The organism is Allobosea sp. Root670 (assembly GCF_001429415.1).
Lineage (GTDB): Bacteria > Pseudomonadota > Alphaproteobacteria > Rhizobiales > Beijerinckiaceae > Allobosea > Allobosea robiniae.
Genome location: NZ_LMJU01000003.1, coordinates 103,707 through 117,457, shown reverse-complemented (window position 1 = coordinate 117,457; position 13,751 = coordinate 103,707). Strand labels below are relative to the sequence as shown.

Annotated in this window: 14 protein-coding genes; 2 read left to right on the top strand and 12 right to left on the bottom strand. The window is 67.2% G+C overall.

Annotation, left to right across the window (positions count from 1 at the left end; translation table 11 throughout):
* Positions 1–128: 128 nt before the first annotated feature.
* Complete coding sequence (locus ASE61_RS07375) at positions 129–1,364, top strand: ROK family protein (RefSeq protein WP_061966246.1); 1,236 nt, start codon at positions 129–131, stop codon at positions 1,362–1,364.
* 17 nt (positions 1,365–1,381) lie between these two features.
* Here the strand turns inward: ASE61_RS07375 and ASE61_RS07370 are convergent, their stop codons facing one another.
* From ASE61_RS07370 to ASE61_RS07325, 10 genes are all read right to left on the bottom strand, one after another.
* Entirely contained in the window at positions 1,382–2,539 is a 1,158-nt protein-coding gene (locus tag ASE61_RS07370; RefSeq protein WP_061966245.1) for an acyl-CoA dehydrogenase family protein, read from the bottom strand.
* A 133-nt stretch (positions 2,540–2,672) separates the two neighbouring features.
* Positions 2,673–3,014, bottom strand: coding sequence for a RidA family protein (locus ASE61_RS07365; RefSeq protein ID WP_061966244.1), 342 nt, complete (start codon positions 3,012–3,014; stop codon positions 2,673–2,675).
* A gap of 22 nt (positions 3,015–3,036) precedes the next feature.
* Entirely contained in the window at positions 3,037–4,164 is a 1,128-nt protein-coding gene (locus tag ASE61_RS07360) for an NAD(P)/FAD-dependent oxidoreductase (protein WP_061966243.1), read from the bottom strand.
* On the bottom strand, positions 4,161–5,615 hold the full coding sequence (locus ASE61_RS07355) for an NAD(P)/FAD-dependent oxidoreductase (RefSeq protein WP_061966242.1): 1,455 nt from the start codon (positions 5,613–5,615) through the stop codon (positions 4,161–4,163). The genes ASE61_RS07360 and ASE61_RS07355 overlap by 4 nt, the downstream gene beginning before the upstream one ends.
* Complete coding sequence (locus ASE61_RS07350) at positions 5,612–5,920, bottom strand: (2Fe-2S)-binding protein (protein WP_061966241.1); 309 nt, start codon at positions 5,918–5,920, stop codon at positions 5,612–5,614. The genes ASE61_RS07355 and ASE61_RS07350 overlap by 4 nt, the downstream gene beginning before the upstream one ends.
* A complete protein-coding gene (locus ASE61_RS07345; protein WP_061966240.1) occupies positions 5,901–7,028 on the bottom strand; it encodes an NAD(P)/FAD-dependent oxidoreductase in 1,128 nt (375 codons plus the stop codon). Before ASE61_RS07345 ends, ASE61_RS07350 begins: the two co-directional genes overlap by 20 nt.
* Before the next feature lie 5 nt (positions 7,029–7,033).
* Positions 7,034–7,834 (bottom strand): ABC transporter permease, encoded by an 801-nt coding sequence (locus ASE61_RS07340; RefSeq protein WP_061966239.1) that lies wholly within the window; start codon positions 7,832–7,834, stop codon positions 7,034–7,036.
* Positions 7,831–8,697 carry an ABC transporter permease gene (locus ASE61_RS07335; RefSeq protein WP_061966238.1) on the bottom strand — a complete coding sequence of 289 codons (867 nt, stop codon included), beginning with the start codon at positions 8,695–8,697 and terminating at the stop codon, positions 7,831–7,833. The genes ASE61_RS07340 and ASE61_RS07335 overlap by 4 nt, the downstream gene beginning before the upstream one ends.
* The gene (locus ASE61_RS07330) at positions 8,694–9,737 is read right to left on the bottom strand and encodes an ABC transporter ATP-binding protein (protein WP_061966237.1); all 1,044 of its coding nucleotides are present in this window, start codon (positions 9,735–9,737) and stop codon (positions 8,694–8,696) included. Before ASE61_RS07330 ends, ASE61_RS07335 begins: the two co-directional genes overlap by 4 nt.
* Positions 9,738–9,891: 154 nt before the next feature.
* Positions 9,892–10,926, bottom strand: coding sequence for an ABC transporter substrate-binding protein (locus tag ASE61_RS07325; RefSeq protein WP_061966236.1), 1,035 nt, complete (start codon positions 10,924–10,926; stop codon positions 9,892–9,894).
* Positions 10,927–11,045: 119 nt separating this feature from the next.
* On the opposite strand from ASE61_RS07325, the gene ASE61_RS07320 reads away from it, so the two are divergent.
* Positions 11,046–11,951, top strand: coding sequence for a LysR substrate-binding domain-containing protein (locus ASE61_RS07320; protein WP_091860608.1), 906 nt, complete (start codon positions 11,046–11,048; stop codon positions 11,949–11,951).
* A gap of 62 nt (positions 11,952–12,013) precedes the next feature.
* On the opposite strand, the gene ASE61_RS07315 is transcribed toward ASE61_RS07320, so the two are convergent.
* On the bottom strand, positions 12,014–13,159 hold the full coding sequence (locus tag ASE61_RS07315; RefSeq protein ID WP_244492752.1) for a glycosyltransferase: 1,146 nt from the start codon (positions 13,157–13,159) through the stop codon (positions 12,014–12,016).
* A complete protein-coding gene (locus ASE61_RS07310; protein ID WP_244492751.1) occupies positions 13,156–13,641 on the bottom strand; it encodes a MarR family transcriptional regulator in 486 nt (161 codons plus the stop codon). Before ASE61_RS07310 ends, ASE61_RS07315 begins: the two co-directional genes overlap by 4 nt.
* Between the last annotated feature and the right edge of the window lie 110 nt (positions 13,642–13,751).

Sequence of the window (13,751 nt, the reverse complement as noted above, 5' to 3'; positions counted from 1 at the left end):
CGGCGGGCGGCATTCGGGAGGCTTGCACGCATCGTCATCTCGCCGGCCCGCAGCTGTCAATCCATTAATTCACTTGAGTTGGATTAATTGCCGACGCAGGTTGTCCGCCCGTTCCCTTGCGACCGCCTATGCCGAACCGTCCCGTTCCACCTTCCCGCAGCGTCGCCGTCGGCACCAATCCCGAGCGGACGCGCAGCCATAACCGCCGGGTCGTGCTGGAAACCGTGCGCCAGCACGGGCAGCTCGGCCGTTCTGACATCGCGGTCTTGACTAGGCTCACGGCCCAGGCGGTCTCCAACATCGTCGCCGAGCTGGTCGAGGAGGGATTCCTGATCGAGCTCGGCCGGCGCCGGACGGCGCGAGGCCAGCCGCCTGTGGAATTCGCCGTCAATCCCGAAGGCGGAATGACGGCGGGGATGGAGATCGCGGCGGATCACGTGACCACGGTCCTCGTCGACCTCGCCGGGCGGATCAGAGCGCAGCGCATCACGCCTCTCGCGGATACGACCGTCGCGGGCGTACAGAAGACGGCCGCGGCGGAGCTGGCGGCCGTGCGGCGCGAGGCCGGCCTGCCCGAGCGCCTGCTCGGCTGCGGGGTGGTGATGCCCGGCCCCTTCGAGATCGAGGGCATGAACTCGGTCGGGACCTCGCCCCTGCCGGGCTGGGCCGGGCAGGATGCAGCGCAGCTTCTGCAGGATGCCCTGAACACGCCCGTGGTGATCGAGAACGATGCCAATGCGGCGGCGGTGGGCGAGCACCTCCACGGGCTCGGCCGGAATCTACGCCATTTCTGCCAGATCTATTTCGGCGCCGGCCTCGGGCTCGGCGTCATCGTCGCCGGTCAGCCCTATCGCGGGGCCTTCGGCAATGCCGGCGAGATCGGCCATATTCCTGTGGTGCGCTACGGGCGCGCCTGTGCCTGCGGCGGATATGGCTGCCTCGAACGCTATGCCTCCTTCCATGCGCTGGCGGAGACATTGCGGGAGGCCGGCATCTCGGGCGTCGGGCCGGAGGAGATCGCGCGCCTGCACCGTGACGGAAATCCGGCGCTGTCCGGCTGGATCGTGGAGGCGGCCGGACTGCTGGCGCCGGTCGTGACCATGCTGGAGAATCTTTTCGATCCGGAGACCGTGATCCTCGGCGGCGAGATGCCGGATACGGTGATCGATGCGCTGATCGTGGCGATGTCGCCCTTGGCCGTTTCGGTGGCGAACCGTTCGGGGCGGACGATCCCACGCGTCCAGCGCGGCGCGACCGGGCGATTGACGGCAGCGCTCGGAGCCGCCGCGCTGCCGCTGCTCGACACGATGACGCCGAAGCTCGACCGCGTCAGCCTGGCGCCCGACGTGCCAGCCTCGGCCTGAACCCCTCAGGCCTTCGGTCAGTACGAGCGCGGCATGCCCAGCACATGCTCGGCGAGATAGGAGAGGATCAGGTTCGTCGAGATCGGCGCGACCTGATAGAGCCGCGTCTCCCTGAACTTGCGCTCGACATCGTATTCTTCGGCAAAGCCGAAGCCGCCATGCGTCTGGACGCAGGCGTTGGCGGCCTCGAAGGAGGCATCGGCCGCCAGCATCTTGGCCATGTTCGCCTCGGCGCCCGGATTGGCGCCGGCCTCGTAGAGCCGGATCGCCTCGCGCACCATCAGCTCGGCGGCGCGCATGTTGGCGTAGGCCTTGGCGATCGGGAACTGGATGCCCTGGTTCTGGCCGATCGGCCGGCCGAAGACATGGCGCTCCCTGGCATAGGTCGAGGCCTTGTCGATGAACCATTTGGCATCGCCGACGCATTCGGCGGCGATCAGGATACGCTCGGCATTCATGCCGGAGAGGATGTAGCGGAAGCCCTTGCCCTCCTCGCCGACGAGGTTTTCGGCGGGAACCTTCACATTGTCGAAGAAGACCTCGGTGGTGGCGTGGTTCATCATCGTGCGGATCGGGCGGATGGTCAGTCCGTCCTTCAGCGCCTCGCGCATGTCGAGGATGAAGACCGAGAGCCCGTCGGTGCGCTTGGCGACCTGATCGCGCGGCGTGGTGCGGGCGAGCAGCAGCATCAGGTCGGATTGCGCGGCGCGGCTCGTCCAGATCTTCTGGCCGTTGACGATGTAGTGGTCGCCCTCGCGGCGGGCGGTCGTCCTGAGCGCGGTCGTATCGGTGCCGCTGGTCGGCTCGGTGACGCCGAAGGCCTGGAGGCGCAGTTCGCCCGAGGCGATTTTGGGCAGGTAGCGCTGCTTCTGGTCCTCGCTGCCGTGGCGCAGCACCGTGCCCATCACATACATCTGGGCGTGGCAGGCGGCACCGTTGCAGCCCTGGCGCTGGATTTCCTCCATGATGACAGCCGCGGCCGAGAGCGTGAGGCCGGCACCACCATATTCCTCGGGGATCAAGGCCGAGAGGAAGCCGCTTTCGGTGAGTGCTGCGACGAATCCGGCCGGATAGGCCATCTCGCGATCAAGCTTGCGCCAGTATTCGCCTGGGAAATCGACGCAGAGCCTGGCGACGGCATCGCGGATGTCGGAATGGTCGGAAGCGTGCTGCATGCTGGTCTCGAGGCTGTCGTCAGGTGACGAACCTATGCCAGCGTTGGGAGGTTGGGCACCCCTGTTCGCGCTTTCCGCCGATGGGCTGCGGGCGCGATCATGCGCCTGCAGCCTTGTCATTCTCTGAAACGGATCAGCGCGAGGCGGTGACCACGATCTCGATCAGCGGGCCGCCGAGATCGGCGACACCGACGGTGGCGCGGGTCGGCATGTCCTCGCCGAAGAAGCTGGTCCAGACCGCGTCCATCTCCTTCTTCAGCTTGAGATCGGTGACGAAGATCTGGGCGGCGACGATCGCCTTGCGGTCGAGCCCGACCTCGCCGAGATAGCCCTCGATCTTGCCGAGGATGTTCTGCGTCTGCGGACCCATGCCCTGCTTGGTGTCGTCGGCGACGACGCCGCCGACAAAGGCGAGGTTGCCGGTCTCGACGACGCGGTTCTGGATGGGCGTGCGGATCGAGCGCTTGATGGCCATGGGTCTTCTCCTGGGTTGAAACTCAGTGGATGGTGCTGAAACGGGCGATGTCGAGGCCGTCGATCGGCACGTTCGAGCGGCCGGTCGCGATGATCTCCGCCATCACGGCGCCAGCGCCGGGGCCGAGCTGGAAGCCATGGGCCGAGAAGCCGAACTGGTGGTAGACGCCGTCATGCCTGGCGCTCTTGCCGAAGACCGGCAGGTCGTCCGGCATGCGGGCCTCGATCCCGGCCCAGGCGCGCACGATCGGTGCGCCGCGCATGACCGGGAAGAGGTCCCAGACCGTGCCGGCGCTGATCGCGAGCTTGCGCCAGTCGAGCAGAGTGACGTTCTGGTCGCGCAAGGGCGTCCCGAGATGGCCGCCGCCGATCAGCACCGTGCCGTTGTCGAACTGCTTGAAGGAGAGCTTTCGCCCGCGCAGGATCACCACGGGCTTGATGAAGGCCGGCAAAGGCGCGGTGATCATCAGCATCGGCGCGATGACCGAGAGCGGCACGGGCTCGCCGAGATCGGCGGCGATGCGGTCGGCCCAGGCACCGGCGGCGTTGACGATGCGAGGGGCGAGGAAATCGCCGGCATCGGTGACGACGCGCCAGTTCGGCCCATCCTGTCCGACCTTGGTCACGCGCACGCCTTCGCGGATGGCGACGCCGAGGCTTTCGGCCTTGCGCTTGAAGGCTTGTGTCGCGCGCAGGGGAATCGCGGCGCCGTCGCGCCGCGAGATCACGCCGCCTGGGCAGGTCTCGGAGACGGCGGGGACAATGGCGCGCAGTTCCTTCGCGTCGATCATTTCCTCATGATGGAAGCCGCGCAGCGTCAGGTCGGCGACGCGGGCGCGGCAGCCTTCGAGATCGGCCTCATCCTCAGCAACCAGAACCTGCCCGTCGCTGGTGAAGCCGCAATCATCGTCGACCAGCTCGGCGATATTGTGCCAGAGCGCCATCGAGGCGTTGGAGAGCGGGATTTCCGCGACATGGCGGGCGAGTTGGCGCACGCCGCCGGCATTGACGCCGGAGGCGTGGCGCCCGGCATGGTCCTTCTCGATCAGGATGACGGAGAGCCCACGCATCGCGCAGTGCAGCGCGGTCGAGCAGCCATGGATGCCGCCGCCGATGACGATCACATCGGCGCTGTTGCCGGATGTGCTCACCGCACGACCGCCTTCACCGAGGCGTCGGTCTGCGGCAGGGCGGCCAGTTCGGCCAGCGTCACCGGCTTGATCGGCGGGCGCAGGCGGTAATAGCCGGTCTCGGCCGGGGTCGTACCGCGCGCCTCGGCGATCAACTCAACCACGGTCGGGCCGCAGAGGCGGCCCTGGCAGGGCCCCATGCCGCAGCGCAGGAAGGCCTTCATCTGGTTGGGGCCGGTGACGCCGAGTCGTCCGGCGGCATCGCGGACCTGACCGGCGGTGACCTCCTCGCAGCGGCAGACGATAGTTTCGTCCTTCGGTGGCGCCAGGAATTGCGGCGCCGGCTTGTAGAGCAGGTCGAGGAAGCGCCGGCCGCGCAGCTTCCTGTCCAGTTCGGCGCGAACAGGCTCGGCTTGCCGGTCGCGTTCGGCCTCGTTCAGCTTGCCGAGCCGCGATGCGGCACTGAGGCCCGCGATCTCGCCGCGGAGGGCCGCGCTTTCCGCGCCGCCGATGCCGGCGCCGTCGCCGGCGATGGCGATGCCGGGCACGCTGGAAGCAAACCAGGCATCGACGCGCGGCACCCAGGCATGCTGCTCCACGTCGAAATCATGGGCGCAGCCGGCAGCGTTGGAGAAGTTGACGCTCGGGATCACGCCCTGATGCAGCAGAAGGGTGTCGCAGGCGATGGTGCCGGTGCGACCGCCTTGCTCGAACTGTACCGTCGCCAGCTTTCCGCTGCCGGTCGCCGTCAGGCTGGTCACGCCGGAGACGAAACGCAGCTTGCGTCTGGCCGACAGCATCAGCTTGAGCCCCTTGGCGAGATAGGGCGAGCGCAGGAAATCCGGGACGGCGGCGAGCGCCTTCGACCAGTTCACTGCCGGCGTCGTGTCGAGCACGGCGGCGATCTGGCAGCCAGCGGCGGCGAGCTGGCCTGCCAGCAGGTAAAGCAGCGGGCCGCAGCCGGCGATGACCGTGCGCCCCGACGGAATGGCGCCGGCGGATTTGAGCGCGATCTGGGCAGCGCCCGCCGTCATCACGCCGGGTAGCGTCCAGCCGGGAATCGGGAAGGGGCGTTCCTGCGCGCCGGTCGCGAGGATGACCTGCTTCGCGCCGATGATGCGGGCCTTGCCGTCGAGCGAGAGGCCGAGCTCGAAGGTTCCGGGCGCGGTCTCGTCCGGGCCGATCGACCAGACGGTGCAGCGCGGGGCGTAGGCCGCCTGCGAGCGCTCGAAGCGCGCGACGATATCGGCGCCGCGCCAGTAGTCGTCGCCGAGGATGGCGCGGTTCTTCACCGGCGTCGTAGTCACCGCGCGATAGATCTGGCCGCCCGGCGCCGGGTTTTCGTCGGCGAGCAGGACGGAGAGGCCGAGCTCGGCCGCACGCGCGGCGGCGGAGAGGCCGGCCGGGCCTGCGCCGACGACGAGGAGGTCATAGGTCTCGGCGAGCTGTTCGATGCTGGCGATCGGCGTCATTCCGCGGCCTCCGTCAGATGGCGGCGGCCATGCTGGGTCTCGATGCGCATACCCTCGACGAGCGGGACGAGGCAGCCTTGTCGGTTGCCGATGCCGTTGATCACGACGAGGCAGTCGAAGCAAACGCCCATCAGGCAATAGGGCGCGCGCGCGGTGTCGGAGACCGGCGTCTCGCGGCAGGCGGTGATGCCGTTGGTGAGCAGAGCTGCGGCGACGGTGTCGCCCGCGCGGGCCGTCAGCGGCCTACCGTCGAAGGTGAAGCTCAGCTCCCCGCCCGCGGCAAGGTCAGCTATGGGCCGGAACATGGAACCTCCGTGCGGTGAAGCTCGCGACGCTCTCCGGCAAGGTGCCGGCGAGGATCGCGGGAGCGAGCGTCAGGACATGATTGGCGGCGAGCGTCACGCCGGAATGGCAGGTGACGACGAAGGCGCCGGGATGGGTTTGCGACTGGTCGTAGATAGGGAAGCCGTCGGGGCTCATCACGCGCAAAGCCGACCAGGTCCGGACGACGTTGAGCCCGGCGAGGCGCGGGAACATCTTCACGGCCCGCTCCGCCATGGTCGAGAGGATCGGCTGGCCGACGACGGTGTCGAAGCCGCGATCCTCTTGGCTGTCGCCGATCATGACGCCGCCCTCGTCGGTCTGGCGGACCGTGACCATCGGGTTATGCAGGAAGGGCTCGGTCTTCTCGGTGACGATGATCTGGCCCTTGCTCGGCTTCACCGGCGCGTCGAGCCCGACCATGGGCGCCAGCCGGGCATTACCGAGACCGGCGCAAAGCACGACCTTCCCGGCGCGCATCTCGCCCCAGGGGCCGGTGATGGCGAAGCCGCCATCCCTGGGCACGATTGTCTCGACCGGGCTGTTCGGGCGGTAGTCGACGCCGCGCCTGACCGTCGCCTCGCGCAAAGCCCGGAACAGCTTCAGCGAATTCACATGGCCGTCGAGCGGGGAATAGAGCGAGCCGACCACGTCCTTGCCGATGGCGGGCAGGCGCCGCTTGGTCTCGGCATGGTCGAGCACTTCATAGGGAAAATCGGTCAGCGGCCGGCTGTTATGGAGGCGGCGCATGGCGTCGACGCGCTTGTCGAGTTCCTCCTCCGACAGGCAGAGCATGAAGCCGCCGGGCTGGTTATGGGCGACGTCGATCCCGGTCTCGCCGGCAAGCGAGGCGGCAAGCTCGTGCCAGCTATCGGCGGAGCGGCGCGACCAGAGCGCGTAATCGGGCATGCCAAAACCCTTGGACTGCACCCAGACCAGCGCGAAATTGCCGCGCGAGGCTCGGAAGGCGGTGTCGCCTTCGTCGAGGATCGCGACCTTGGCACCGCTGCGGGCGAGGCCGAGCGCGATGGCGCCGCCGACCACGCCGCCGCCGATCACGGCGACATCGGGTTCTCTGATGGTGGTGGGCACGAGCGTCAGCCTTTTCCGGTTCCGACGAACAGCCGGTCGAGCCCGAAGAGCCTGTCTAGCGCCAGCAGCAGAATGGCGGTCAGGGCGATCAGGCAGGCGGAGACGGCTGCGATGAGCGGGTCGATATTGTCCTGGATGTAGAGGAACATCCGGACGGGGAGCGTGGTGGTGGCGGGCGAGGCGATGAAGACCGTCATCGTCACCTCGTCGAAGGAGTTGATCGCGGCGAGCAGCCAGCCCGAGACGACGCCCGGCAGGATCAGCGGCAGCGTCACCCGGCGGAAGACCACGGCCGGGCTCGCGCCGAGCGAGATCGCCGCGTGCTCGATGCGCCGGTCGATGCCGTAGGAGGCGGCGAGCACGAGCCTGAGCGCAAAAGGAATGATCACGATGATATGGCTCAGCACCAGCCCGAGGAAGGTCCCGGAGAGGCCGATCTGCGTGAAGAAGCGCAGGAAGGCGATGCCCAGCACGACATGGGGGACCATCAGCGGCGACATGAACAGGGCCGTCATCGCCTCGCGGCCGGGGAAGCGATAGCGGGCGATGGCGAGTGCAGCCGGGACGGCCAATCCGATCGCGACGGTCGAGGAGAGCGCCGCGAGCCAGAGCGAATCCCGGAAGGCGCGCAGGAATTCAGGATAATCGAGGATCGCCCTGAACCAGCGCAGGCTCCAGACCCGGCCGGGCAGCGAGAGATAGCCCTCCGGCGTGAAGGCGACGAGGCAGACCACGACCAGCGGCGCCAGCATGAAGACGACGAAGAGCGTGTGGAACAGGATCGCGAAGGGACCATTGCGGCTCATTCGAACACCTGCGAGTAGCGGCGCTCGACCAGCCGGTTGGCACCGACGGTGAGGATGACCAGGGCGGCGAGCAGGAGCACGGCGACGGCGGCGCCGAGCGGCCAGTTCAGCGTGTTCAGGAACTCGTCATAGGCCAGCGTCGCCGCGACCTTGAGGCGCCTGCCGCCGATGATCGCCGGCGAGGCGAAGGCGCTCGCCGCCAGCGCGAAGACGATGATCGAGCCCGAGAGGATGCCCGGTACGATCTGCGGCAGGATCACGCGGCGCCAGATCGTCAGGCGGGAGGCGCCGAGCGAGAGCGCGGCGTTCTCGATCTGCGGATCGAGCCGCTGCAGCGAGGCCCAGACCGCAAGGATCATGAAGGGTATCAGCACATGCACGAGCGCGATCACCACGCCGGTCTCGGTGAACATGAATTCGAGCGGCTGGCCGATCAGGCCGAGCGCCATCAGCCCACGGTTGACGAGGCCGGTCGAGCCCAGCAGCAGCGCCCAGCCGAGCGTGCGCGCCACCACCGAGACCAGCAGCGGGCCGATGATCGCGAGCAGGCAGATGCCGCGCCAGGCCGGCGACATGCGATTGAGGATATAGGCCTCGGGCACGCCGATCAGGACGGCGAAGAGCGTGACCAGCACGGCGATGCGGAGCGTGCGCAGGAAGACTTCGAGGAAATAGCTGTCGCTGAAGATCTCGCGAAAATTCTTCAGCGTGAACTCGGCGACGATGCCCTTGTACTGGCCCCAGTCGTAGAAGGCGAGCAGCACGGTCATGCCGAGCGGGATGATGACGAGGGCGAGGAAGACGGCCAATGCCGGGCCGGTCATCCAATAGGGCGTTGCGCGAGCGGAAACGTCCGGGCTCATGAGCTTGGGCCCTCCGCCAGCAGCGCGGCGTCGCCGGGGCCAAAACGGAGTTTCACCGTCTCGCCTTCGCGGGGAACGGGCGAGCCGTCATTGTGCCGGATCAGGGTGACCGTGCCGGCGGCGCTCTCGGCGCTCAGCAGCCAATGCGCGCCCTGAAAGATGCGCGAGGTGATGCGGGCGGCGAAACCGGGGGCGCCATCGAGCGCGAAGCCGAGCCGCTCGGGGCGAACCGCGATACATAGTGCGCCCGAGCCTGCGCCCGCGAGCGGCACGGAGAGGCTGTCGATGACCACATGGCCGCTTCCGTCGCCGGTTGCCTTCAGGACGTTGGTCTTGCCGAGGAAGTTTGCGACGAAGGCGGTATCGGGCGCGCCATAGACGGCGTCGGGCGCGCCGATCTGCTCGACGCGGCCCTTGTTCATCACGACGATGCGGTCCGAGAGCGCCATGGCCTCGTGCTGGTCATGGGTGACGAGGATCGTGGTCGTGCCGATCGAGCGTTGGATCTGGCGCAGCTCGCCTTGCATTTCCTCACGCAGTTTGGCGTCGAGATTTGAGAGAGGCTCGTCGAGCAGGAGCAGCGAGGGCTTGATCACCAGTGCGCGGGCGAGCGCGACGCGCTGCTGCTGGCCGCCTGACATCCGGCGGGGATAGCGATCCTCGAAGCCCTTCAGCCCGACCAGCGCCATCGCCTCCAGCGTGCGCTTCTCGCGCTCCGCCTTCTCGATTCCGCGCATTTCCAAGCCGAAGGCGATGTTCTGCGCCACGGTCATATGGGGAAAGAGCGCATAGCTCTGGAAGACGATACCGAGGCCGCGCTTGTTGGGCGCGACCGCGCCGAGATCCTGGCCGTCCAGCAGGATGCGGCCGCGGTCGACCGAGGCGAAGCCAGCGATCATCTGCAGCGTCGTGGTCTTGCCGCAACCGGATGGGCCGAGCAGCGAGATGAACTCGCCGCGCGCGACCGTAAGGTCGAGCCCCTCGACCGCAACCGCCGTGCCGTAGGACTTGCCGAGGCCTTCGAGAACGAGATGGGACATGGGTGAATTGCTGGCCTCGTTTGAGGGCGCGGAAACTCCTTCGTCATCCCGGGCTTGACCCGGGATCCATCGAAGGGCGTCGCGCTCTACGATGGATCCCGGATCTTCGCTTCGCTACGTCCGGGATGACGGAGGGGCTGGGATCGAAGGCGCCTTACCGCTCGACCTCGCGGTTCCAGCGCTTGGTCCATTCCTCGCGCTTGGCGTTGGCGACGTCCCAGTCGACCGCCTTGAGCGTCTTGACCTCATCGCCATAGGGCAAGCCCTTCCGCTCCTCCGGCGTCAGCGTCACTGTCATGTTGGCGGGGCCGAAGCCGGCGCCGGTCGCCATGATCTTCTGGATCGCGGGCGAGAGCATGAACTGGATGAAGGCGTTGGCCTCGGCCGCGTTCTTGGAGCCCTCGATCGGGCAGGCGGCGGAGCCCAGCGCGTAGCCGCCCTCTTTGGGATACACAAATTCGACCGGGAAGCCGGTATCGGCGAAGGCCTTGACGCGGCCCGAACCCCAGACGCCGAGCACGGCCTGGCCGTTCTGGAACAGCTCGGTCATCTTCGCCGGCGAGGGCTCGTAGGCGACGATGTTCGGGTTGATGTCCTTCTTGAAGGCCTCGAAGCCCGGCTCGATATTGTTCTCGCCGCCGCCAGCCATCTGGGCGAAGGCGATCAGGGCGTGCAGGCCATAGGTGTTGTTGATCGGCGGTACGACGATCTTCTTGCCGTAGGTCTTTGATTTCAGGTCGTTCCACGAGGTCGGGGCCGGCCACTTGTTCTCGTCGAAGACCTTCTTGTTGTAGAACAGGCCGGTGCCGACCAAGCCGAGGCCGATGCCCTTGTTCGACTTGAACTTCATCACCGGCGCCACGTCCTTGTAGACCGCGCCGTCGGTCAGCGTGCCGCAGAAGCCGAGCGCCACGGCCTGATAGGCCGGGCCATCGTCGACGATCGCGACATCGATCTGCTGGTTGCCTTTTTGCGCCTGCAATTTGGCGAGCGTGTCGGTCGAATTGCCGGCGACGTACTCGACCTTGACGTTGGCCTGCTTCTCGAAGGCCGGGATGACCTCCTTGCGCATGGTCTGCTCGTAGGAGCCGCCATAGCCGGCGACATAGATGGTCTTCTGCTGGGCGAAAGCGGTGGAGCCGGCGAGTGCGGTGCCGGCAGCAAGCGCGAATGTGATGGCGAGTTTCACGGTATCCCCTCCTCGTTTTCGAGTGATGCCGTCAGGTTCGGGGCTGATCTCAAACTGGTCAAATCGAATGTTTCGTGCAAGCCATGCCGAAATGTTATGTCTGGTTTTGGGGCCTGAGCATGCTGAATCCGCGCCAGATCGAGGCTTTCCGCACGGTGATCGTGACCGGCGGCATCACCGCGGCGGCGCAGGCGCTCAACATCACGCAGCCGGCGGTGACGCGCCTGATCCAGGACCTGCAATATGCGCTCGGGTTGCCGCTCTTCGTGAAGCGAGGCGCGCGGCTGGTGCCGACCAACGAAGCCTTGTCGCTCTATCGCGAGGTCGAGCGTCAGTTCGTCGGGCTGGAGCGCATCGAGAATGCGGCCCGCAACCTGCGCGACGGGCGGGCCGGCTCGCTGCGTGTTGCGGCGCTGCCGGCCTTCAATGTCGGTTTCCTGCCGCGGGTCGTCGGCAGCTATCTCAAGCAGAAGCCGGACCTGGAGATCGCGCTCTATGGCAGCATCTCCTCGCAGGTCGTGGATTGGGTCACCTCGGGCTTCTGCGAACTGGGCTTTGCGCAGCTCCCGCTGGATTTCCCCGGGATCGATATCGAGATCCTGCCGGCGATGGCGCCGGTCGCCGTGCTGCCGACCGGGCACAGGCTCGCGGCCAAGGCCGAACTGACGCCGGAGGATTTCGTCGACGAGCCCTTCATCTCGCTCGAACAGTCGACGCAGCTGCGTTATCGCATCGATGCCCTGTTCTCGGCCCATCGCGTCGCGCGCCAGACCCGTGTCGAGACGCCGCTGTCGATGATCGCCTGCGGGCTGGTCGCGGCCGGCGCGGGCTTGTCGGTGGTCGATCCGTTCACGGCGGCGGAATATCGCGGCCGGGGCGTCGAAGTGCGGCCGCTCAGGCCGGCTGTGACCTACGACATCGCCATCATCTGGGGGGCCGGCCGCTTCCGCTCCGCCATCGCGCTGGATTTCGCGGAAACGGTCCGGGCGGCGGCCCTGGCGTTCGCGGGGTCGGTTGCCGGTTGAAAGGCATTTGATCCAGCATCGGCTTTTCCCGAGGACCGCGCGCCGCTTTCCGGGCCGATGCCCTAATCGCCGAACTGATGGACCCAGCCGGTCTGGCGCGCGAGACAGCGCTCGCGTTCGTAAGCGGCGATCACGGTTTCGCGCGCGGCGCGGCGCAAAGGTCGCATCAGCGCCGGGCTCGACAGTGCTTCCTCGATGCGCTCCGCCAGCGCTTGCGCATCATGGAAGGGTGAGAGCAGGCCGTTGACGCCGTCGCGGATCACTTCCCTCACGGGCTCGGTATCGGAACCGACGACGAGGCAGCCGCAGGCCATCGCTTCGAGCAACGACCAGGACAGGACGAAGGGGACGGTGAGATAGACATGGACGGCCGAGACCTGGAACAGCCGGATCAGGTTCTCATAGGGCAGCCAGGGGATATGGACGACCCGGTCTCCGAGCTCGGTCTCGGCGCACATCGCCTCGCGCCAGCTATTGCCGTCGGAGCGCGGGCGGCCATAGCCCGAGCCGTCGCCGCCGACCACGACGAAGAGCGCGTCGGGATGACGGGCCGCCAGGGTCGCTGCCGCGCGCATGAATTCGGGATAGCCGCGATAGGGATCGAGATCGCGGGCGACGAACGTCACGACCGGCATGGCGGGCGTCAGCACGCGGCCGTCGGGCAGGACGAAGGAGGCCTTCGAATCGGGCCGGCAGGTTTGCGTGTCGATGCCGTCATGGCAGACGGCGATGCCCTGGCGATAGGCAGCCGGATATTGTCGGCGCTGCCATTGCGTCGGGGCATAGGCGGCATCGAGCGTGTCGAGCGCGAGAAGCTGGGCTGCGTTGCGCATGCGTACGCGCTGGCGGTCGGCCGCGGGAACCGGCTCGTCGATACCGAAATCGAGGTCCGAGCCGGTGCTGCGGTAATAATATTCGCAATAGCCGATCAATGCCGCATCGGGCAGCGCGTCGCGGGCGAAGAGCATGCCACCCCAGCCGATATGGCCGAGCACGACATCGGGCGGGTCGCTGCGGTTCAGGCGCTCCATCAGCCGCGCCACCGCCTCGCCCGTGCGCAGGTGATATTCGGTGGCGGCGAGCGCCGGATGCTGGGTCGCGGTCTCGTCGACGGAATAGACGAGCTGGCGAACGCCCGGCGCCTCCTGCGCCGGACGTTCGGTGATCAGCGTAACCTCGGCGCCCTCGGCGACGAGGCTGCCGATCAAAGCAGCGAATTGACCAGATCCTGTGCGATGAACGAATAGGACATGCATGATGCGAGCAGCACTCCGCTGTAGCGGAGCGCATCGTTCCACCACTGTTCGAGTTGGCGCAGGGTCTCGTGGGTCGTGTTGACGTCGGTCTCGCGATTGCTTTCGAGCCGCTGGCCGACCTGGCTGGCCTCGTCGAGCAAGCGCAGCCGCTCGCACAGCATCTGCCCCTTCAGCGAGAGGGAGATGCGAGCCTGGCGGCGGTCGCGCGGCGAGGCGCCGCGGTCGAGATACCCGTTCTCGACCAATTGCTTGAGATTATAGGAGGCGTTCGAGCCGCCATAATGGCCGCGATCCAAGAGATCGCGAACCGCGATCTCGCCTTGTCCGATCGTCATCAGGACCATCACTTGCGATGGCGAGATGTCGTCGACGCCGAGCTTGGACAGTTCGAGCCTGAGGTAGTCGAGAAAGCGCCGGCTGACGCGTTCGATCACCCGGGCCAGGTCAAAAGGAGAAATTCGGCGATCAGGGACCTCTTCGAGGACCCCGGAACCATTCGCTGGATGGTGGCCGTTCAAGGAACCGCCTGTGAATTGCTCGCCGC

Excerpts from the sequence above, each read along its gene's own strand:
- ASE61_RS07330 (WP_061966237.1), bottom strand. The coding sequence starts at position 9,737 with ATGTCCCATCTCGTTCTCGAAGGCCTCGGCAAGTCCTACGGCACGGCG.
- ASE61_RS07365 (WP_061966244.1), bottom strand. The coding sequence starts at position 3,014 with ATGGCCATCAAGCGCTCGATCCGCACGCCCATCCAGAACCGCGTCGTC.
- ASE61_RS07320 (WP_091860608.1), top strand. The coding sequence starts at position 11,046 with ATGCTGAATCCGCGCCAGATCGAGGCTTTCCGCACGGTGATCGTGACC.
- ASE61_RS07370 (WP_061966245.1), bottom strand. The coding sequence starts at position 2,539 with ATGCAGCACGCTTCCGACCATTCCGACATCCGCGATGCCGTCGCCAGG.
- ASE61_RS07350 (WP_061966241.1), bottom strand. The coding sequence starts at position 5,920 with ATGTTCCGGCCCATAGCTGACCTTGCCGCGGGCGGGGAGCTGAGCTTC.
- ASE61_RS07355 (WP_061966242.1), bottom strand. The coding sequence starts at position 5,615 with ATGACGCCGATCGCCAGCATCGAACAGCTCGCCGAGACCTATGACCTC.
- ASE61_RS07375 (WP_061966246.1), top strand. The coding sequence starts at position 129 with ATGCCGAACCGTCCCGTTCCACCTTCCCGCAGCGTCGCCGTCGGCACC.
- ASE61_RS07340 (WP_061966239.1), bottom strand. The coding sequence starts at position 7,834 with ATGAGCCGCAATGGTCCCTTCGCGATCCTGTTCCACACGCTCTTCGTC.
- ASE61_RS07335 (WP_061966238.1), bottom strand. The coding sequence starts at position 8,697 with ATGAGCCCGGACGTTTCCGCTCGCGCAACGCCCTATTGGATGACCGGC.